Raw genomic sequence first — 20,953 nt, forward strand, 5'->3', positions numbered from 1 at the left:
GTATAATACATCAATCTCTTATTTTAATAAAGTATTAGATATAAAAGAAAATGATATTGATTCACTTCATTACTTGGGTGTGATATCTGCTAATAACCACAAAAATGAGGATGCTATAAAATATTTTTTAAAAGCCTTGTCTTTTCAGCCTGACAATTTTGAAATATTGTTTAATATAGGATTAATATATTCTGATATTAACCAGAGATCAGAAGCATTAAAGTATCTCCATAGAGCATTGAAACTAAAACCAAATGATTATGAATTACTATATAATATTGGGAAATTATATAGATATATTGAAACGCCTGATGAATATAGTGCTATAAAATATCTAAAAAGGGCTCTATTATTAAAGCCAAATGATATTAGGATCTTGATGCATTTAGGTTATGCGCATAAATTCATCGCTGATTATAAAATGGCGATTTTTTATACTACAAAAGCACTAGAATTAGACCCCAAAGACTATTACGCTTTATTTAATCTTGGTTATCTATGGATTGCTGAAGGAAATTTTTCTAAGGCTAAGGGATATTTAGAACAAGCATATTTGTTACAAAATGATGACTTTGAAGTCTTAAGTAATCTTGGACTTGTCAACTATGAGTTGAATCAACTACCTGACGCTGTTTCTTATTTTGAAAAAGCTTTAGAACTAGCTCCTGATGAGGAAAATATAAAACTCAACTTACAATGTGCTTTAGAAAAGCTGAACAATTCTAATATATAATACATTTTAATTCTCTCGCTCTGAAACTATATCCATAAAAGAACTCTATCTACTATTAAAACAATCTAATGTTTATTCAGGATATTAAAAAATATCCTACCTTTGTAATGGCCATTATATTAATGTACGTTACGAAGATGCGATATGAAATTTTATAATAGAAATATAGAATTAGAGATTCTAGAAAAAAACTACCAACAATCAAAGGTAAACGCTTGCTTTACAGTGATGGTTGGAAGAAGACGGATAGGGAAAACAGCTCTTCTATTAGAATCAGTGAAAGGGCAGAAATATCTGTACCTTTTTGTTTCTCGTAAAAACGAACAGTTACTATGTTCTCAATTTCAGGCTGATGCAGAAAAAATGCTAGGGCTTAAAATCTTCGGGACAATTACTCGTTTTAGAGATTTGTTTGAGCAGTTATTAGAATTTTCAACCAAGGAACATTATACATTGATTATAGATGAGTTTCAAGAGTTCGATAGTGTGAATTCTTCTATTTTCAGTGAAATTCAGAACCTCTGGGATCAGTATAAAGATCATGCTAAAATTAATTTTATTGCATGTGGTTCTATCTATTCTCTTATGATGAGAATTTTTGAAAATAGAAAGGAACCTTTATTTGGTCGCCTCACATCGAAGATTATCTTGCAACCTTTTGAAGTCAGTGTTATAAAGGAAATTCTAAATGATTATAATCCAAAATACACTTCTGAAGATTTACTATGCCTTTATATGTTAACTGGTGGGGTAGCAAAATATCTCGAACTTTTGATGGATGCTGGAGCAACTACAGCCGAAACGATGCTGAATATGGTCGCTAGTGCAGATTCTCCATTCTTAGGGGAAGGAAAAGACTTACTTATATCAGAGTTCGGTAAAGAGTATGGGACTTACTTTTCAATTATGCAATTGATCGCTTCGGGTAAAACGACGCAAAATGAAATAGATTCAATTATTGATAAAAATACTGGGGCATATCTAGTAAATCTTGAAAATGAATATTCTTTAATCAGCAGAAATAAGCCGATGTTCTCGAAGCCTAATAGCCGAAAAACACGATGGAGTTTAAAAGACAACTATCTTCAATTTTGGTTTAGATTTATTTATCCTAACCAATCACTAATAGAAATAGGGCGATTCGATCTCCTTCGTGAGTATATCAATAAAGGGTATGAACAGTACAGCGGATTGATTCTAGAAAAATACTTTAGAGCGAAGATAGCTCAAGAAGAACGCATTACTGAAATAGGAAGCTATTGGGATAATAAAGGAGAAAACGAAATAGATATTATCGCTCTAAACGACTTTGATAAGGTAGCTTCTGTTATAGAAGTCAAGAGGAATCCTAAAAAAATAGATTTAGTGAAATTGCAAGGCAAAGCTGATTCCATTAAAAAGGAACTTGCTAAATACAAGCTGACTACTTATGGTCTTTCGATGGAAAACATGTAAGTAACAAGACAAAAAGAATCGAATATTTTTCCTATATTTGTAATAGCAGTTTTGCAATAAGCGAGCGAAACGATGAAAACAAATCGTGTGCTAAATCGTGTGGATTTGCAATTTTAAGAAAATATAAAAAGTTGATTATCAAATAAAAGAGTATAAAAGTTCTCTTTCTGGTGGCACCACTTTTAGAGAAAGAAAAAAGAAGTAAACTCCTGAAATTCAATAGAATTCAGGAGTTTTTCATTTTCCCCAATACGCAAAAAACAGCAAATTTCGACCTACTTTGGTGGAGCAAAAGGTGGAGCAGATTTAAGGAGAATTTATCTCCACCTTTTGGGTATATTAGTCGCTGATTGGCAGTGGTTTAAATTGCATAAACTTCACTCCATTTCCATAATTTTGTCTCACTTAAAAAGATGTAAAATGATGGAAAGAAATTCGTTTAATGTTCTGTTCTTCCTAAAGAAAACAAAACTATTGAAGAATGGTGAAGCATCGGTATGTATGAGAATTACCGTAAACAGAGTTCGAGTCGAAACAAACATTCGTAAAAGTATTAATCCTTCCCTATGGAATCAGGCGAAAGAGTGTTCTCGTGGCAAAGACCGCAAATCAAACGACCTGAATAAGTTTATTGATGAAGCTAGAATAAGGCTTTATAACATTCATCACGAACTAAAGGAAGAGGGATTACCTATTACTGCCGAAATTTTGCGGGATAAGTTCTTCTGCTTGGAAAAGAAAGAAGAACCTAAAACACTTATAGCCGTTTTTCAGGAGCATAATGATCGCTGTATGCAGTTAATTGGGAAAGACTTCGCCTTGATAACTGTACGTCGTTATGAGAGCTGTAAACGCTATCTAGCAGAACTTATCAAGCTTAATTATAATCAAGACGACCTCCCTCTAAAAGACATCAACGGAGAATTTATTCGGACTTTCGACTTCTACCTGAAAACAGAAAAGGATTGTGCTCAAAATACGGTTATCCGTTTATTCTTTATCACAGATCTCATTTAAAACCATATAAGACAGGATCTTTCCATTTTCAACTAAAACAAATCCTGTTTGATCTTTAAAATCCTTTTGTAGAATATCCATATTAGGATATTCGGAATCCCATTGATCTATTCCATTCAAGATCATATTTGTCTTAACATCATTTAAAACTTTTTCGATCTCATCCAAATCATCCGAATTTGATTTTCTAATAATAGTTTGCGACATAATTTTAAAGATAGAAGTAGTCTAGACTAATTTAAAATTGTTAAAACAGCAAAGATATAATAGAAAATGAAATATTACCTTAATGGAGAAAAGGGGAATGAGAAAGTTCATAGGCTATATTTTAAGAATTAAGTAACATAGATATCTTTATATCAGGATTATGATATTGTAATCTGCCTTTGGATTTTCCTATATTTATTACATTCTGGGGGCACCAATGTACACATGCGTGACACGCAATATAATTCTTTCCCCCATTGAGGCTTGTCTTTCTCAATAGTTATATTATTAACTGGACATAATTTTTTGCACCTATTACAGCTTATACAGTTATTTTCTAATTGCGACAAATCTGTCAATTGAATTCACCCTTTACGTCTAAATTAACTAAAACTCATCATTTGTCTCATAAAAACTCCATTTCGTCTCAAAATTTCTAATGCAGTTTAGTATAGCCATACTTTTATGCCGGAAATTTTAAATAATAATTATGAATACAGAAAGAACAAGTAACAGGCTTAGGTGTATATATCAGCTTTGCATTTTATGCTCTCTATTTATACCACTAATTATCAGTGCTCAAAGTAAATCACCTACCCAAACAGTCAGAGGTGTCGTTGTCGACAAATCTTCAGGAGCCCCATTAGCTTATGTGACAGTCGGATTACCAGATCTTCCTCAGATAGGAACGATAACAGATGAAGATGGCAAATTTATATTGAAGAATATTCCCATCGGACGGCATGAGATACAGGCTACATTTGTAGGCTATGAATCGGTTACTGTTCGCGAAATAATGGTAACATCAGCAAAAGAGACTTTCTTGGAAATACAACTTAAAGAAAATATACATGAGTTAGAAGAAGTGGTTGTTACCAATCAGGCCAATAAAAATCAGCCATTAAACAATATGGCTCTTTCGGGGGCACGAATGCTGAGCGTAGAAGAAGCAAGACGCTATGCAGGAGGGATGGACGATCCTGCACGTCTGGCAAGCTCTTTTGCCGGAGTATCACCAAGTGTAGGGAATAATGGGATATCCATACATGGTAATGCTCCCCACCTATTGCAGTGGAAGCTGGAAGATGTAGAAATACCTAATCCAAACCACTTTGCAGATATTTCTGTTTTGGGAGGAGGAGTATTATCGTCTCTTAGCAGTAATATATTGGGAAATTCAGATTTTTTCACCGGAGCTTTTCCTGCCGAATATAGTAATGCCGTATCGGGAGTATTTGATATGAAGATGAGAAACGGTAACAATCAGAAATATGAACATACCTTCCAAGCCGGGATATTAGGTATTGACTTTGCATCAGAAGGTCCTTTGAGCAAGAAGCATAATGCGTCCTATATCTTTAATTATCGCTATTCTACAACTTCCTTATTAGGAAAAGTTGGAGGTGAAGTGGAAGAAGGATCGGATATTGATTATCAAGACTTAAATTTCAAGCTTAATTTCTCTACACAAAAAGCAGGAATATTTTCAGTATGGGCTACTGCTCTGATTGACAGTTATGAACAAATTCCTGATAAGGATAAAGATAAATGGAAAACCATGTTTGACAGAGGATATTCCGATTCTGACCAGACAATGGCTGCCGGGGGTATTACCCATCGCTATTTCTTCGGGAATAATGCTCAATGGAAAAATACTATTGCTGCCACATATTCTAAAGGTAAAGCGAGTATGGACTTGAAAGATTTTGATGATAATGCAACACCTTACCTTACGTCTGACAACAGGTACACTAATCTGATATTTAAAAGTACGTTTACTAAAAAATTCAGTTCTCGTTTTACAAATATGACCGGATATACTAATACTAAGTTGTTTTATAAGATGGATCTTAGTATGGCTCCTCACGAGGGGTATGCTTTGGATAATATTTCTCAAGGAGATGGTAATACAAACTTGATTTCAGCTTATAACTCTTCATTGATCGGGCTGAGTGACAAGGTCGATTTAAGTATCGGGATAAATACTCAGACAATGACACTCAATAACGAATGGACAGTAGAGCCTCGTGCCTCTGTCAGATGGCAGTCGTCATCCAAGAGTGCGTTTGCCGTAGCTTATGGTTTATATAGCCGCATGGAAAAAATGGATGTTTATTTCGTAAAAACAAAAGGTACAGCCGAAACCGAAAATAAGAAATTAGGATTCACCAAATCTCACCATCTGATGCTTACTTATGATTATAAAATCAGCGATGATATGCATCTTAAGATAGAGCCATATGCTCAATTCCTGTATGATGTTCCCGTAATGGCTGACAGTTCATATTCGGTTCTTAACCGTAGAGATTTCTGGGTTGAAGATCCGTTAGTAAATAAAGGGAAAGGAGAAAACTTCGGAGTAGATATAACTTTTGAGAAATATATGACTAAAGGGCTTTATTATATGGTAACAGCATCACTTTTCGATTCCAGATATTGTGGAGGAGATGGTAAGTGGCATAGTACAAGATATAATCGGAATTATATTCTTAACGGGCTCATCGGCAAAGAATGGATGCTTGGTCGTAATAAGCAGAATGTATTAAGCGTAAACTTAAAACTAACATTGCAAGGAGGTGAGCGTTATTCACCTGTAGATGAAGAAGCGACAATGGCAACCCCTGATAAAGAAGTACAATACGATGAAACGAAAGCTTTTTCGAGGCAATTTTCTCCAATGTTTTTGGCTAATTATTCCATCAGCTATAAAATGAATAAGAAGAAAGTTTCGCATGAATTCGCAATTCAGGGAGTAAATGCTACAGGATATAAAGAATATTACGGACACGAATATAACACAAAGAAGAATACTATTGAACCGTATACAGGAGCAACGATTTTAACAAATATCAGCTATAAAATTCAATTCTAGAAATTTTATTGGAGAATATATATATCTTAGAACTCTCTTACTCAAACTTAAACGATGTATCAACGATCTTTTATATATCATTTTTTATTGACTCCCAGATATAAAATATGGAGGTATCTGGGGCTAGTTATCTTTTTTATTATTGTTTCTCTCAATCAAACTCTTGCCGGTTATAATGAGATCATGCCTTCAATAGAGGATAGTGTATATTGGATTATAGCAGCAACTATACTGGTTTATATAGTAGGTATATGTTTGGTATTAAGCAAGTTTCGAAGATATTTGTCATCGGGAAAATATATACAGTTTGTCTTCTGGATTATTTGCTGTTCCCTTCTTTTTATGATAATACCAAATACTGTATATTTAACATATGAAGATGGTTATAGCTTGTCATCACCGAGATTTCTGATTGATAATTTATCTGCTTTTGTAACCTATATTTTATGTATTCTAGGTGTTATTATTCCTGTTTTTTTAAGAAATTGGATGTTATCGAATCAACGTCTCAGCCAACTGAAAATTAAGCAGAAACTATCACAGGTAGAACAATTAAAAGAACAGGTAAATCCTGCGTCTTTCTTTAAGATACTCAATAGAAGTCGGTCACTGGTAAAGTCAGAGCCTGACTTAGCTTCATTAATGCTTATGAAGCTAAGTCAATTGCTCCGATATCAGTTATACGACTGCAATAGGTCACAAGTCTTACTTAGTGCCGAAATATCATTTCTTGAGAATTTTCTTAAACTGGAAAAGTTATATTCTTCAAAATTCGACTATGCGATTGATGTAAAAGGAAATATAGACGGAGTTTTTATTTTTCCTTCTATTCTTTTGCCTTATGTCCAAAGCATAATCAATTCTCTTGATAACAAAGAAGATCTTCTGATTATTGACATTCAGATAATCAATTCAAATAAGGATGTTTATATTACGCTCCATGCGCATGGTATTGATAACATAGCCTTGTTAGAGAAGGAATTATTAAAGGTGCAAGAGCGTCTTAATACTTTATATGGAGAACATTATACGTTGACTGTAAGAGATAATCAACCGATAGGTGAGATAGAAATAATATTACAATTGGAGGAATAATATATGCAAATAAGGAATGGCTATAATACTACAATCAGGCTACTGACTTCTGATGATTTAAGAATATTTCGTCATCTAACTTTATTTCTATTCATCTTTTTTGTTTCAGCAGGAATAGTATGGGATATGCAAGAAACAAAATTGTTAACTAATGCTTTTGAGAAATATGGTTGCTTGTTTTTTGTGATATTTCTCTTTTTAATAGATAGTTATTTAAATATCTATATATTGATACCCAGATTGCTATTAAAGGGGAGGTGGAATGTATACTTCTGTTCTTTATTAGGAGTAGTTGCGCCAATAATGGGATTTATTATTGTTGTTCAAATGGTTATTCTTGAAAGAGAAAGACATCCTTTTGATGATATAAATCTCCTTATTGTTATCATAAACTCTATGTCTTCTGTTTTGGCTCTTTTCTTATTGTTTGCAGGTACTACCAGTCTTGTCCTTTTTAAAAACTGTCTCCAAGATATGCAACAGTCCGAAGAATTGGAATCAACAACGTTACAGTTGGAATTGAAATTATTAGAAAATCAAATTAATCCTCATTTTCTATTCAATATGCTCAACAATGCCAATATCATGATAAAAAAAGACCCTAATGTCGCTTCACATATTATCGGGAAACTGGAAGAAATACTTCGTTATCAAATAAATGATAATACACGGGAAAAAGTATACTTGAAGGAAGAAATATTATTTTTGAATGATTTTCTTGAATTGGAGAAAACTCGAAGGGATTATTTTACTTATACTATATCTGAGAATGGGGATATATCTGATATTCAAGTACCACCTTTGTTATTTATTACTTTTGTGGAAAATGCAGTTAAGCACAATAAGGATAGCCTCAATGTCTCGTATGTACATCTATTTTTTAAAATAACAAAAAATAGATTGATATTTATCTGTGAGAATTCTCTCCCTTCAAGGAATACTAATAAGCAAGTAGGAGGGATAGGGCTTGCGAATATTCAACGTCGGTTGAACTTACTTTACAAGGACAATTATTCTTTAGAAAATACAAAAACCGATATAAGTTATACTGTAACTCTGGAACTAAAATTATGAAATGCATTATAGTTGATGATGAGCCTATAGCCCGTGAAGGTATAAGGCTCCTAATAGAAGAAATACCGCAATTAGAACTATTGAAGAATTTTAATAATGCAGAGGAAGCCTCGGTATTTATTAATAATACGGCTGTTGACCTGATATTTTTGGATATTAATATGCCGGGGATTAATGGGATTGAGTTTGCTCATAGTATACCAAAGCAAACATTGATAATATTTACAACGGCTTATTCTCAATATGCACTGGATAGTTATGATGTGGATGCAATAGATTATTTGGTAAAACCCATAGATTCAGTAAAATTCAGAAAAGCAATCAATAAAGCGATTATATATCATACTCTTTTGATAAACGAAGAAAAGAAAAGTCTAGAAACGATAGAAGATGAATATATATTTGTTAAATCAGACAGAAAATATTTTAAGATCAATTTAGAGGATATTTTATTTGTCGAAGGTTTGAAAGATTATGTGATCGTTCAGATGGAAGATCAACGGATTATTACCCGTATGAGCATGAAAGCGATTTATGAGTTATTACCATCTCACATATTCTTTCGCATAAATAAATCATATATCGTCAACAAGAAACATATTAACTCTTTTGATAATAATGATGTTTTTATTAAGCACTACGAAATAGCAATAGGGAATTCATATAGAGACGAATTTTTCCAGATGTTTGTTAATAAAAAGGTATAAATTTACCAAAAAGTAATTTGATAGTGCAATAGCAGGAGAATCCTACTTTTGAAAATGTATCTATGAGAATATAAGCTACTTAAGTTAGTGTGACGATTGTTAGTGGCACCAATTTTAGAGAAATAAAAAGAAGTAAACTGCTGAAATTCAATAAAATTCGGGAGTCCTTTGTTTTTTTAATACGTAAAAATAGTAAATTTAAGAGGAATTTATCTCCACCTTTTGGGTGTGTTAATCTTCGATTGTCAATGTTTTAAATAGTATAAGCCTCACGCCATTTTCATAATTCTGTCTCACTTAAAAAGAAGTAAAATGATGAAAAGAAGTTCATTTAATGTTCTGTTTTTTCTAAAGAAAACAAAACTATTGAAGAATGGTGAAGCATCGGTATGTATGAGAATTGCTATCTGAATCATGATCAAAAAGTTAATCAGTGATTTTATTGATACAATAATATATTAATCACTTAAATACATAATTAATGTACTGGTATAAAATATATTAAGGATATACACGCTGATGTCTTGTAGTTGTTAATTAAAAAAATATATTTTTTAATTAACTCAAATACATCATGCTAATGAATAATTTTTATCTTTGTAGAGACTGTTAATTCAAAATTATATAAAATTACACAAACAAAATGGCTATTAACTTACTCAAAGGGCAACGCATAGATGTTGGTTTATCGCAAGTGGGAATAGGATTAGGTTGGGATCCTAATGAAGGTACTGGTTTTGATTTCGACTTAGATGCTTCAGCATTTATGTTGGGAGAAAACAAAAAACTTCCTAAAGAAGAATTCTTTGTATTTTATAACAATCCGAAATCACCGGATGGATCTATAGAATCGTCCGGTGATGATTTAACTGGAGGAAATAGTGACGGGGACGATGAGACTCTAACCGTAGATCTGGGGAAAGTTGATTCTCGAATCCAAGAAATAGTTTTTACTGTCACCATACATGATGCAGAAGGACGCCGTCAAAATTTTGGACAAGTTCGTAATTCTTTTATTCGCATATATAATGCAAATACTAACGAAGAGATTGCCAAATATGAATTAGAGGAAGATTTTTCAATTGAGACTGCTGTCGAATTTGGACGTCTATACAAACGAAATGGAGAATGGAAATTCGAGGCCATGGGAATAGGATACAAGGGAGGGTTACAATACTTTGTAGACAAATATTGTTGACAAATCAATTTTGAAAAAATAAAAATAATACCATGGCAATTAATTTAGAAAAAGGACAGCGTGTAAATGTTAATATTCCAAATTTTGTTGTAGGATTAGGATGGGATGCCAATCAATCATCTACAGGAACAGATTTTGATCTTGATGCTTCAGTTTTTATACTTGGAGAAAATAAAAAAATATTAGCCGACGAATATTTTGTTTTTTATAATAATCTACACTCTCCTGATGGAGCGATTAAGCATACAGGAGATAATCTGACAGGAGAAGGTGCCGGAGACGATGAACAAATAAAAGTTGATCTTTCTAAGATAAATCCATCCGCTACGGAGATTTGCATTGTTGTCACAATACACAATGCCGACGAACGCCGACAAAACTTTGGGCAAATACGCAATTCATTCATCCGTATATTTAATTCAGATACGAATGAAGAAATATTGAAATACGAATTAGAAGAAGATTTCTCAATAGAGACTGCTGTCGAATTTGGAAGAATATATAAACGCGGAACAGAATGGAAATTTGAGGCTGTCGGTGTGGGAGAACGCGGAGGCCTTGAAAACTATTTACAAAAATACTCATAAACCTTATGAACTAACGTATGTATACAAATAGAAAAGAGATTCTATTCAGAGCCAATATATAACAATAATTTTGGATGTGATAATTGATCTTTTTGTATACCAATTAAAAACTATAAAACATTAATACTATGGCTATAAGATTAGAAAAAGGTCAACGTATCAATCTGGAAAAAAGTACAGGCGGAAGCCTAACCAACTTCTGTGTAGGAGTAAATTGGGGTGCTATCGAAAAACAAGTGTTAAAATCCGGATTCCTAGGTTTTGGAGCTAAAGCAGTAACTGAAGTTGTAGATGTCGATTTGGATTTGAGTTGTGTGATGTTTGATGAAAACGGGAATCTTTGCGACCATCTTTATTCTCCGCTTTACAGACAAGACCTGCTTGCTCAATTTGGCTTGCCTTTAGGAAAACTTTTGTCTTATAATGATGCTCTTAAGCATACAGGAGATGACTTAGAAGGAGACAAAGGCGGAGACGATGGCCTAGATAATGAGATTATAACTGTCGACCTAACCAAAGTATCTTCTAATGTAACAAGTATTTTTTTCTTTCTTAATAATGTCGGTCAAGAAGATTTTGCTCAGATTCCATATGCAAAGATCAGAATGTATGAAGGTACGCCTACAAAAGTAGATAGTGTGTACGCTGAATATAATGTTGTTGCCGAACCTCAATACAAAGGGAAAAAAGCCCTTGTGATGGGCCAGCTTTATAAGAAAGACAACACATGGAAATTCAATGCAGTCGGGGACGCTTATGAAGATTCTTTCCTAGGTCAAACAATACAGCGCATAAGACAAACCTACGTAAAATAAAAGTTGCCTTATTATTCCCTAAAAGAATAGAATCCTTTTTGCTTTTTTACATCAAAAGAGCAAAGAGGATTTGTGAATTACGTATATTCTCTATTATACACTAAAAAATCATTAAAATTATATTTGTTATGGATACAAATACTTCTCCGAATGCATTACCGGTTCTTGCACAAAGAATGGATAAAGAAGGAAACATCGATCTCAATCAACTTCAACATCAAGAGTTGGAACGTATAACTCAATTAAACAGAAGTTTAGTTACAAACGATGTTAATTCTGTTCTAAATTATGGTGCAGATTTGCAAGCAACAATGGAAAAATATAGCAACGATTTCCTTCAGCAAACCCGAACCATGGATGCAGGAGAAGTTGGTACTCATATCAACGAATTGTTGTCGGAACTAAATTATATTGATGTTGACGAATTAAGTCCGAAGGGATTTAAAGGATTTCTAATGAGAGTTCCTGGTTTAAAAAGTCTAATATTAGACATAAAAAAAATATTCCAGAAATATGATAAAATCATCGTTAATGTAGACAAGATTTCGAACAAAATTAAGGCTGGAAGAATCAATTCACTAAAAGATAATACAGCTCTGCAAACCATGTTTGATAATAATGTAGAATACATCAAACAAATAGAAGAGTTGATAATTGCCGGAAAATATAAACTGGAAGAACTAAAAACTCAATTAGCTGAAATGGAGGTTAATTCAGCTCAATATCAAGATTACGAAATAGCTGATACACGCGAATTTGTAACTCGATTGGATAAAAGATTAGCCGATATGAAAATTATTCGTTATGTAATGATTCAATCTTTGGCTCAAATTCGTGTAGTGCAAAACAATAATGTTGCAATTGCTGACAAAGCACAATCAATTATATCAACAACTATCCCTGTATGGAAGAACCAGTTGACGATTGCAGTTGCTCTCTATCGCCAGAAAGCAAACGTAGAAATGCAACGAAAGGTTTCTGAAACTACAAATACGATATTGGAGAAAAATGCAGAAATGCTACGCCAAAACAGCATAGAAGTGGCGAAGGAAAATGAGAACACAATCGTATCAATAGATACTTTGAAAAAAACAACCAACTCTTTGATATCGACTCTTAATGAGGTGAAACGCATACACGAAGAGGGTATGAAGAATAGAGAAGTTTTGGATAAAGAATTACAATCGCTTGAGGGTGAATTAAGAAAATCAGTAGGAGGAAACTAATCGTCTGTGTTTGTGGAAGAACTGAGGCAAGAAATACTTGACAAGTCAAACGTAATTATTGATAAACTTTTATCACATGTTACCTTCTTTGAAGATTCGACATTGATGAAGATTTATCTACAAACTCAAGTTATCCATAAACTTTTCGAAGACAATACTGATATTGATATTAATAAGCTGGAACTCTTTCATTTACAATTTACGACTACGCTTCTTTCTTTGTTGGACTCTATAAAGCAAAAGAACGATAGAGCTGTAAAAATGTATGAAAATGAGATTCAGATCAATAATCAAATGATTGAGAAGCTGCGAAATTCGATCCTTCAGGAAGGAGGATTCGATCTCGAAAAGCAAAAACAGACAATCAATATGTCTAAGTCTCTGAGAAGCTTATATGTTGCTTTTTACGAACGTTCTGACAAATATCCTTTTAAGGAAGATATTAGTTCTTTTTCGATTAATTTCTATAAAGATTATTTTTTTGAATCAACACACGATATTCTAGAGAGAATAATAACGTACGACAAGAAAAATACATTTAGAAATCAATATGCTACAATCGACAAGCAACTCTTAATTGCATTAGGACAAGCTTATTTTAATATCGCATTTATTGCCGGAGTTAATTTTTATCCGGTATTGATTGAATTATATAAGGTACAAGCGGAAGAAGAAATTTACTTTTTATATTGGCCGGCCAAAAGCCTTTTCCTAAGATGCGACATAGTATTATTTCCATTAAAAAAATGGGAGGCAGAAATGTCTAAACAATCGCAAATGATAAAACAATTGATAAAAAATAATCAAAAAGCAGAAACTAATATAAAAAACACAAATAAGTATATTTCATGCGAAGTATTGAACCTTTTGGAAGAAAATCACAAAACGATATCAGATCTCGATTTTCTCGCATCATTAGAAGACATTAATATTCATGCCGAGATATTAAAATCTATGTTAAATACCAAAATGCTATAAAAAATAATATGAGAAAACTACCAGTATATTTACTATTAGATGTTTCGGCATCAATGTCGGGTGAGCCTATCGAAGCTGTTAAAAACGGTGTTCAGGTTTTAATTTCTAGTTTACGCCAAGACCCTTACGCCCTTGAAACTGCATATCTTAGTATTATCACATTTTCAGCTTCAGCGAAACAGATTGTTCCTCTCACCGAACTATCAATGTTTCAGATGCCTGAATTGCAAGCCTCTGGCACGACGTCTTTAGGAGGAGCACTTTCTCTATTGGCTAGTAAAGTAGAAACCGAGATTACAAAAACTACTCTCAAACAGAAAGGTGATTGGAAGCCCTTAGTTTTTATAATGACAGATGGAGCCCCTACAGACGATTGGAAAAAAGGATTAGAAGATTTCAAAAAACAAAAGTTTGGAGTTGTGGTTGCCTGTGCTGCCGGGCAACAGGCAAACACTAATGTTCTAAAGGAAATCACTGAGATTGTTGTACAACTGGATACAACTGACATAAGTTCGATCAAAGCATTTTTTAAATGGGTATCTGCATCGATAAGTATAGGTAGCCAAAAGATTGAATCGACGGGACAAGAGATTGGAGGAATGAGCGAACTTCCACCACCTCCACCCGAAGTCAACATTGTTGTATAAAAGATTGTAAACAAGATTAAAAACTATTCTTGAATAAAAAGAAAGCACAAAAAAATGAGACGTTTACCCGTTTATTTACTACTAGACACTTCAGGTTCGATGAGAGGTGAACCAATCGAATCTGTAAAAGTAGGATTACAAGCTATGGTTTCAAGCTTGCGACAAGATCCTTTCGCTCTTGAATCCGTATATATTAGTATCATCACATTCGATAGAGAGGTAAAACAAATACTCTCACTGACAGAATTAGAAGCCTTACAGCTACCGGATATAACTACCCCCGACTCAGGGCCAACACATCTAGGTGCTGCATTGGAGTTATTATGCCAAAAAGTAGATGCCGAGGTTCGAATAAGTACTTCCGACCAGAAAGGAGACTGGATGCCTCTTCTTTTTATAATGACAGACGGAAAACCATCTGATCTTCAGAAATATAATCAGATGATACCTGAGGTAAAAAAACGCAACTTTGGTAGTATTATAGCCTGTGCCGCTGGAGCCAAAGCAGATGTTGCTCCATTGAAACTATTAACAGATCAGGTGTATTCTCTTGATACAACAGATAGTACAACCTTCCGTCAGTTCTTTAAATGGGTGTCAGCATCTGTTAGTGTAGGAAATAAAAGTGTTGGAGTATCAGATGATATACAATTGCCTCCACCACCACCTGAGGTTAATACCGTAATCTGAAAACAAGAATATTTTTCACAATAACACATACAACAAACTATGAGAAGATTGCCAATCTATTTTTTGATTGATGTTTCGGAATCAATGGTCGGAGAGCCGATAGAACAAGTTCAAAATGGAATAGCTACCATTATAAAGGAACTACGGACAGATCCTTATGCACTCGAGACAGTATATATTTCGATAATAGTTTTTGCCGGCAAGGCTAAAGAAATTGTGCATCTAACAGAGTTATATAACTTTTATCCGCCCAAAATACCTATTGGAGGAGGAACATCTATCGGAACAGCGCTGAATTTTTTGATGGACAATCTTGACCGATCCATCAAGAAAACAACGCTGGATGAGAAAGGTGATTGGAAACCTATCATTTTTCTTTTTACTGACGGTAATCCTACAGACAGATATGAATATTCTTTCGATAGATGGAATAATAAATATCGTAATTCAACAAATCTGGTAGCCGTCACCTTAGGACAGGGCACAGATACTAATATACTTAAAAGAATAACCGATAATGTTCTACAATTAAAAAACACAGATTCTGAATCATTTAAAGCTTTCTTCAAATGGATTACGGCATCAATAAAGACAAGTAGCATTAGTGTTAGTGAGATGCATACTGATGATTTGAAACTAGCTCCTATTGACGAAGATTTTCTTAATAAGATCGAGCAGGAAATGAATCAGCAGATCATTGATGATAACTATGCAGTAATGTTAGGTAAATGCCAGAATACTCATCGTCCGTATCTGATGAAATATAGGAGTAATAAAGGTTCCGGAAGCTATTCAGAATATAATATTAACAAAAGTTATAACTTAGTCGGAGCCTATCCTATAGATGAAACTTATTTCGAATTGTCAGATATTTACCAAACCGGACAAACTGTAAATACAGCAGAACTAACCGGATTTCCGACTTGTCCTTGCTGTGGAAATCAATATGGTTTCTCTGTGTGTAAATGTAGAAATATCATGTGTGTAGGTAACGAAGAGATGAGCAAATGCCCTTGGTGTAATAGCGAAGCTCAATTCGGTTTTGCAGAAGGTGATTCGGATATTGGAAGAACAAGGGGATAAAATATGACAATAAAAGAATATTTAGAAAATATTGGTTTGCCATTTGAGAATGAAGAAACAGCTTTAGAATTCATCTCACACGATAAGATAAAAGAATTCATTTGTGAAAGATATTCCTATGAGAGAAAACTCGATGTTGATTTTCTACAAAAAGATGTGGTTACTATCATCAATGAGGAAATAATGATAGTAAACGAAAATTCGTTACAGCCATCAAATAATGATATTGATAGAAAAGAAGACTCCCTGATAACAACTGAAACTATGAAATATAGCGATTTAAATAATCCGATGGATGAACTTGCAAAGCAACACGCTAAAGACCAGGCTTTTGAAAATCATATACGAAGTCAAAGCTTTTGCTTGCAAAATGGGAAGGTAAATCAACCATATAGTTTCACTATCGACTCTGAATTTATTTCTAAAAATCAGATTGGAGATTTTTATTTTGATGGCTTGGATGAGATCGGCATAAGGCTAAATAAGGAGACTAATACGATAGAAGGCATTCCCACAATTGCAGGCGACCATAAAATCACATGGTTTTTCAAGTCTAAAAACCCGAGTATAGGAAATCCTGTATTCAGTAAAGAACTAACTCTTGTGGTCAATCCCGATCCTCGCTCTCTTTGGAATAATATTCCGACTCCGCCCGATACTCTATTTTATAAAGCAGATTCAGATAAAGCTTATCTAAAGGTTGAATCTCAGAGAGGCTTTTTCGGATTAGGTAAGAAGGAGCAAAAAGACATGGTTGCAGCAAGTCAAAGAGGTCGTGCCCACGCTCATGAAGGTAGAGCAAGGGATGATGATTTCAAATTCCTTTTTGATATCGAAAACGACTGGTATATGATAACAGTTGCTGACGGTGCAGGCTCTGCAAAGTATTCGCGGAGAGGTTCACAAATAGCTTGTAAAACGGTCATTGATATTTGCCAAGAAAAGCTACAGGCAGACTCAGACAAGCTTGGTCAATTAATTAAAAACTTTAATAAAAGCAGTTCAGATGAAAGTAGAAAAGCCGTAGGAGATCTTATTTATGAAATATTAGGGACTGCAATTTTCAAAGCCTACAAAAATATTGGAGAAGAGGCTGTTAAAACAGACGGAAATATACGGGACTTTTCTACGACTTTATTACTCAGCATATGTAAGAAATATAATTTTGGTTGGTTTGTTGCCAGTTTCTGGATCGGCGATGGAGGAATCGGTATCTATAATAAAGATACACAATTTCTCAAGGTTTTGGGAGAGCCTGATGGTGGAGAGTTTGCAGGCCAAACCCGATTTCTGACTATGTCTGAGATTATGCAACCTGCTGAAATATATCGTCGTCTCCGGTTCGAAATAGTAGATGATTTTACAGCATTAGTCTTAATGACTGACGGTATAACTGATCCGAAATTTGAAACTGAATCTAATCTGATGCAAACAGAGAAATGGAATAATCTATGGGATGATTTGAATAGGGAAGTTGAGTTCAAAGATGATTTTGATTGTTCCGATCAATTATTAAAATGGTTAGATTTTTGGTCACCGGGCAATCACGACGATCGTACTATTGCAATAATATATTGATAAAAAGATGGCAAATATAATAAAGATAAGAGCTACAGATGGTTCCCCTGTTGAGTTCGTAGACGAGATCATAGGATCTGGAGCAATGAAAGATGTATATTTTAGCCCTGATAAGTCTTATGTGGTTGGCTTTTTCAGAGAAAAGCAGGATTACAACGCAAAAGACAGGTTAGAAAATATAACTGGTATCTACCGAGAACGTATCTTCAAACAAGAAGGAGGTGAATATTGGAAAGATTCTTTCTGCTGGCCAACAAAGATGGTTGAATATAAAGGAAAGATTGGTGTTGTATGTCCAACCTATCAGAGTCAATATTTCTTTAAATATGGTTCGGTTAATAATGATTTCTTGGGAATTAAAGGAAAAGAAAAAGAAGGGAAATGGTTTGCTTCAGCTAAAAACCAAAACAGGTTTTTAGCACCTGAAGAGAGAGGGGTCTGGTTTAAATATTTTCAAATCTGTATTAGAATAAGCCGTGCTGTAAAACGTTTGCATGCTGCAGGACTTGCCCATTCCGACTTATCATATAAGAATGTATTGGTTGATCCTATATCTGGTCAAGCATCTATCATTGATATAGACGGCTTGGTCATACCCGGGAAATTTCCACCTGATGTACTCGGTACACCCGACTTTATTGCACCGGAAGTTATTGCCACTAAACATTTGGATATAAAAGATCCGGAACGGAAGCTGCCAAGCATCAGAACAGACAGGCATGCTTTGGCTGTAATGATATATATGTATCTACTTTACAGACACCCTTTACGCGGAGGAAAAGTTAATGATTTGGATTCCTCCAAAGATGAGGAGCTATCAATGGGATCAAAAGCCTTATTTATAGAACATCCGACAGATATATCTAATAGTGTAAAAAGTCACCAGCTTGAATCATCTCAATTGCCGCAAGCAGATCCTGTAAAGATACCATATACGGTTTGTGGTCCGTATTTGGTCGATTTATTTAAAAAGGCATTTATAGATGGATTACACAATCCCAGTTTACGCCCTACGGCTAATGAATGGGAAGATGGATTGTTGAAGACCATCGATTTGATGCAGCCTTGTCAAAATCCGAAATGCTGGTACAAGTGGTTTGTTTTTGACAATTCTACGAAGCCTAAATGTCCTTTTTGCGGAACAGAATATAAAGGCCAATTACCTGTCCTCAATTTATACTCTTCACGCAATGCTGAAAACTATACTTCTGACAATTATCGTTTAATGGTTTACAACAATCAGTATCTCTACCAATGGCATGTAAACAGAAATTTATCCCCAAATGAAAGACTAACAGAAGAACAAAAAAAGCCTGTAGGTTACTTTGTTTTTCATCAGGGAAGGTGGTTGTTGGTAAATCAGCGTTTGACTGATCTGGAAGATAAAACAGATAGAAAAAAAATAGAAATAAACGAAGCTGTAGAGCTTACTGATAACAAACAAATATTGCTATCAAAAGAAGAAGGAGGCCGTTTAGTAATTGTTCAATTAGTTTCAAATTGATGATAACAAACATTTCTTTCGATTTATGGTTGACGCTAATCAAATCGCATCCTGAGTTTAAACTAAAAAGGGCTGAAATGATAGCTGACAGCTACAACCCTAAAGGTTTGCGAGCAGAGCAAATCGACCTTGTCATTCGAGATCTAGATAAGACATTCGATCTGCACAATGAAACTTATGGTGGTAAGATACCTGCATCAGAAATGTATCTGAAGATCTTAATCGAGATAGGCAATTCTACTGAATCAATAAGTATTGAAGACGCAAATAAAGTTAGAGCATTCTCTGACGATTTATTTATCGAATATTGTCCTCAATTGTTAAATAGCAATGTCTTTTCTATTTTGGAAGAAATAAACAAGGAAGGGTTGATTATGAATCTTGCAAGCAATACGGGATATATTGAGGGAACAACCTTAAGGATTGCATTAGACAAATTAAATATCCTAAATTTTTTCTCGTTTCATATTTTTTCCGACGAAATCAATGCTTCCAAACCTTCGCCTATATTTTTTCAGAAAGTATACGATAACATAAATACTCCTAAAAAGAATGTTTTACATGTAGGAGATAATATAAAAACAGATTATAAAGGTGCTATTGACTTTGGATTCTCAGCACTTTTAATTAAGCCAAATTATACATTAAATGATATCAGAACCAGATTATAAAGGAAATATAGTACACTTTTCAGGATTTAAAATTGATTCGGAAGCAGCCTTTGATTTTTCACCTAAAGAATATTCAAAATTCAAACACGGAGCAGAAAATATAGCCCGTAAGTTCGGATATGAACTTGCCGAAAGATTTATTAACGGAGTATTTAGGCATACATACAATGGAGAACAGCTAATTGTTGTCCCCAGTGCCTACTCTCATATTCCTACTGCTTCATTTTATATGACAAAGTATTTTATAAACAGAATAAATTCATATCTCTTTGATAATGGTTATCCGGTGGTTCAAGTAACTAAGATTCACCGTACTGTGACCTATAGAGAAGACTATGCCGGAATGTCTGCTGAAAGTCGCTATAAACTGATCAGTGGAGACAAATTCTATATTGACAAAGAATTTGTGAAAGGAAAGAAGATGATATTTATAGATGATATAAAAATAACAGGCACACACGAACGGATTATTACTAAAATGCTAAGTGAGCATGGTATAACAGAAGACAGCTACATGATTTACTTTGCTGAATTGACGAATCATGCTATAAATCCAAATATAGAAAACTACTTGAATAACTATTTTGTAAAAGGAATAGATGATATAAGTAAAATTATTGATGAAGACGATTTTACATTTAACACTCGTGTTGTAAAGTATATTTTGAATAGAAAACCTGAGGAATTTGATTCATTTATCAATAAACAGACAGATGAATTCAAACATTCATTATATCACAATGCTGTGGGAAATGAGTTTTATAAATTCGAAACTTATTTAAGAAATCTGAACAAATTAAAATTAATTTTATAATA

20 protein-coding genes and 1 pseudogene are annotated in these 20,953 nt (G+C 33.9%); 19 read left to right on the forward strand and 2 right to left on the reverse strand.

Features of this window, described 5'->3' with window-relative positions; genetic code table 11:
* From JGH11_RS08280 to JGH11_RS08290, 3 genes and pseudogenes are all read left to right on the forward strand, one after another.
* Nucleotides 1–733: lipopolysaccharide assembly protein LapB (locus JGH11_RS08280; protein WP_201111113.1), on the forward strand; the 733-nt coding region annotated here is incomplete at its 5' end.
* A gap of 144 nt (nt 734–877) precedes the next feature.
* Nucleotides 878–2,188, forward strand: coding sequence for an ATP-binding protein (locus JGH11_RS08285; protein ID WP_201111114.1), 1,311 nt, complete (start codon nt 878–880; stop codon nt 2,186–2,188).
* A gap of 423 nt (nt 2,189–2,611) precedes the next feature.
* Nucleotides 2,612–3,178: pseudogene (locus tag JGH11_RS08290) on the forward strand (phage integrase SAM-like domain-containing protein); the annotation flags it as partial.
* Here the strand turns inward: JGH11_RS08290 and JGH11_RS08295 are convergent.
* Both JGH11_RS08295 and JGH11_RS08300 read right to left on the reverse strand, forming a co-directional pair.
* Entirely contained in the window at nt 3,179–3,412 is a 234-nt protein-coding gene (locus tag JGH11_RS08295) for a hypothetical protein (protein ID WP_201111115.1), read from the reverse strand.
* Between the two features lie 158 nt (nt 3,413–3,570).
* Nucleotides 3,571–3,771, reverse strand: coding sequence for a 4Fe-4S binding protein (locus JGH11_RS08300; RefSeq protein ID WP_370567577.1), 201 nt, complete (start codon nt 3,769–3,771; stop codon nt 3,571–3,573).
* Between the two features lie 131 nt (nt 3,772–3,902).
* Here JGH11_RS08300 and JGH11_RS08305 point away from each other — a divergent pair, with 131 nt between their 5' ends.
* From JGH11_RS08305 to JGH11_RS08380, 16 genes are all read left to right on the forward strand, one after another.
* Entirely contained in the window at nt 3,903–6,284 is a 2,382-nt protein-coding gene (locus tag JGH11_RS08305; RefSeq protein ID WP_201111116.1) for a carboxypeptidase-like regulatory domain-containing protein, read from the forward strand.
* A 54-nt stretch (nt 6,285–6,338) separates the two neighbouring features.
* Nucleotides 6,339–7,379 (forward strand): histidine kinase, encoded by a 1,041-nt coding sequence (locus JGH11_RS08310; RefSeq protein ID WP_201111117.1) that lies wholly within the window; start codon nt 6,339–6,341, stop codon nt 7,377–7,379.
* Nucleotides 7,380–7,382: 3 nt separating this feature from the next.
* Nucleotides 7,383–8,453, forward strand: a complete 1,071-nt coding sequence (locus JGH11_RS08315; RefSeq protein ID WP_201111118.1) for a sensor histidine kinase — start codon at nt 7,383–7,385, stop codon at nt 8,451–8,453.
* A complete protein-coding gene (locus tag JGH11_RS08320; RefSeq protein ID WP_201111119.1) occupies nt 8,450–9,160 on the forward strand; it encodes a LytTR family DNA-binding domain-containing protein in 711 nt (236 codons plus the stop codon). The genes JGH11_RS08315 and JGH11_RS08320 overlap by 4 nt, the downstream gene beginning before the upstream one ends.
* A gap of 643 nt (nt 9,161–9,803) precedes the next feature.
* Nucleotides 9,804–10,358 carry a TerD family protein gene (locus JGH11_RS08325; RefSeq protein ID WP_201111120.1) on the forward strand — a complete coding sequence of 185 codons (555 nt, stop codon included), beginning with the start codon at nt 9,804–9,806 and terminating at the stop codon, nt 10,356–10,358.
* Nucleotides 10,359–10,390: 32 nt separating this feature from the next.
* Complete coding sequence (locus tag JGH11_RS08330; RefSeq protein ID WP_201111121.1) at nt 10,391–10,945, forward strand: TerD family protein; 555 nt, start codon at nt 10,391–10,393, stop codon at nt 10,943–10,945.
* A 128-nt stretch (nt 10,946–11,073) separates the two neighbouring features.
* The gene (locus tag JGH11_RS08335; protein ID WP_201111122.1) at nt 11,074–11,760 is read left to right on the forward strand and encodes a TerD family protein; all 687 of its coding nucleotides are present in this window, start codon (nt 11,074–11,076) and stop codon (nt 11,758–11,760) included.
* 128 nt (nt 11,761–11,888) lie between these two features.
* Nucleotides 11,889–12,986 (forward strand): toxic anion resistance protein, encoded by a 1,098-nt coding sequence (locus tag JGH11_RS08340; RefSeq protein ID WP_201111123.1) that lies wholly within the window; start codon nt 11,889–11,891, stop codon nt 12,984–12,986.
* Between the two features lie 12 nt (nt 12,987–12,998).
* Complete coding sequence (locus JGH11_RS08345) at nt 12,999–13,964, forward strand: hypothetical protein (protein WP_201111124.1); 966 nt, start codon at nt 12,999–13,001, stop codon at nt 13,962–13,964.
* 8 nt (nt 13,965–13,972) lie between these two features.
* A complete protein-coding gene (locus JGH11_RS08350; RefSeq protein ID WP_201111125.1) occupies nt 13,973–14,611 on the forward strand; it encodes a VWA domain-containing protein in 639 nt (212 codons plus the stop codon).
* A gap of 54 nt (nt 14,612–14,665) precedes the next feature.
* On the forward strand, nt 14,666–15,301 hold the full coding sequence (locus JGH11_RS08355; RefSeq protein WP_201111126.1) for a VWA domain-containing protein: 636 nt from the start codon (nt 14,666–14,668) through the stop codon (nt 15,299–15,301).
* A gap of 39 nt (nt 15,302–15,340) precedes the next feature.
* Complete coding sequence (locus tag JGH11_RS08360) at nt 15,341–16,384, forward strand: TerY-C metal binding domain-containing protein (RefSeq protein ID WP_201111127.1); 1,044 nt, start codon at nt 15,341–15,343, stop codon at nt 16,382–16,384.
* Nucleotides 16,385–16,387: 3 nt separating this feature from the next.
* Nucleotides 16,388–17,962 (forward strand): PP2C family serine/threonine-protein phosphatase, encoded by a 1,575-nt coding sequence (locus JGH11_RS08365; protein WP_201111128.1) that lies wholly within the window; start codon nt 16,388–16,390, stop codon nt 17,960–17,962.
* A gap of 7 nt (nt 17,963–17,969) precedes the next feature.
* Nucleotides 17,970–19,466 carry a helix-hairpin-helix domain-containing protein gene (locus tag JGH11_RS08370; RefSeq protein WP_201111129.1) on the forward strand — a complete coding sequence of 499 codons (1,497 nt, stop codon included), beginning with the start codon at nt 17,970–17,972 and terminating at the stop codon, nt 19,464–19,466.
* Nucleotides 19,466–20,137, forward strand: coding sequence for an HAD family hydrolase (locus tag JGH11_RS08375; RefSeq protein ID WP_201111130.1), 672 nt, complete (start codon nt 19,466–19,468; stop codon nt 20,135–20,137). Before JGH11_RS08370 ends, JGH11_RS08375 begins: the two co-directional genes overlap by 1 nt.
* Entirely contained in the window at nt 20,115–20,951 is an 837-nt protein-coding gene (locus JGH11_RS08380) for a phosphoribosyltransferase family protein (RefSeq protein ID WP_201111131.1), read from the forward strand. The genes JGH11_RS08375 and JGH11_RS08380 overlap by 23 nt, the downstream gene beginning before the upstream one ends.
* The last annotated feature ends 2 nt before the right edge of the window (nt 20,952–20,953 follow it).

The organism is Dysgonomonas sp. Marseille-P4677, from assembly GCF_016652235.1.
Taxonomy (GTDB): Bacteria; Bacteroidota; Bacteroidia; order Bacteroidales; family Dysgonomonadaceae; genus Dysgonomonas.

What these genes read in the sequence shown, in the direction of transcription:
- JGH11_RS08335 (WP_201111122.1), top strand. Translation starts at nt 11,074, where the DNA reads ATGGCTATAAGATTAGAAAAAGGTCAACGTATCAATCTGGAAAAAAGT.
- JGH11_RS08310 (WP_201111117.1), top strand. Translation starts at nt 6,339, where the DNA reads ATGTATCAACGATCTTTTATATATCATTTTTTATTGACTCCCAGATAT.
- JGH11_RS08350 (WP_201111125.1), top strand. Translation starts at nt 13,973, where the DNA reads ATGAGAAAACTACCAGTATATTTACTATTAGATGTTTCGGCATCAATG.
- JGH11_RS08360 (WP_201111127.1), top strand. Translation starts at nt 15,341, where the DNA reads ATGAGAAGATTGCCAATCTATTTTTTGATTGATGTTTCGGAATCAATG.
- JGH11_RS08305 (WP_201111116.1), top strand. Translation starts at nt 3,903, where the DNA reads ATGAATACAGAAAGAACAAGTAACAGGCTTAGGTGTATATATCAGCTT.
- JGH11_RS08375 (WP_201111130.1), top strand. Translation starts at nt 19,466, where the DNA reads ATGATAACAAACATTTCTTTCGATTTATGGTTGACGCTAATCAAATCG.
- JGH11_RS08315 (WP_201111118.1), top strand. Translation starts at nt 7,383, where the DNA reads ATGCAAATAAGGAATGGCTATAATACTACAATCAGGCTACTGACTTCT.
- JGH11_RS08370 (WP_201111129.1), top strand. Translation starts at nt 17,970, where the DNA reads ATGGCAAATATAATAAAGATAAGAGCTACAGATGGTTCCCCTGTTGAG.
- JGH11_RS08330 (WP_201111121.1), top strand. Translation starts at nt 10,391, where the DNA reads ATGGCAATTAATTTAGAAAAAGGACAGCGTGTAAATGTTAATATTCCA.
- JGH11_RS08355 (WP_201111126.1), top strand. Translation starts at nt 14,666, where the DNA reads ATGAGACGTTTACCCGTTTATTTACTACTAGACACTTCAGGTTCGATG.
- JGH11_RS08340 (WP_201111123.1), top strand. Translation starts at nt 11,889, where the DNA reads ATGGATACAAATACTTCTCCGAATGCATTACCGGTTCTTGCACAAAGA.
- JGH11_RS08380 (WP_201111131.1), top strand. Translation starts at nt 20,115, where the DNA reads ATGATATCAGAACCAGATTATAAAGGAAATATAGTACACTTTTCAGGA.
- JGH11_RS08325 (WP_201111120.1), top strand. Translation starts at nt 9,804, where the DNA reads ATGGCTATTAACTTACTCAAAGGGCAACGCATAGATGTTGGTTTATCG.
- JGH11_RS08295 (WP_201111115.1), bottom strand. Translation starts at nt 3,412, where the DNA reads ATGTCGCAAACTATTATTAGAAAATCAAATTCGGATGATTTGGATGAG.
- JGH11_RS08320 (WP_201111119.1), top strand. Translation starts at nt 8,450, where the DNA reads ATGAAATGCATTATAGTTGATGATGAGCCTATAGCCCGTGAAGGTATA.
- JGH11_RS08365 (WP_201111128.1), top strand. Translation starts at nt 16,388, where the DNA reads ATGACAATAAAAGAATATTTAGAAAATATTGGTTTGCCATTTGAGAAT.
- JGH11_RS08285 (WP_201111114.1), top strand. Translation starts at nt 878, where the DNA reads ATGAAATTTTATAATAGAAATATAGAATTAGAGATTCTAGAAAAAAAC.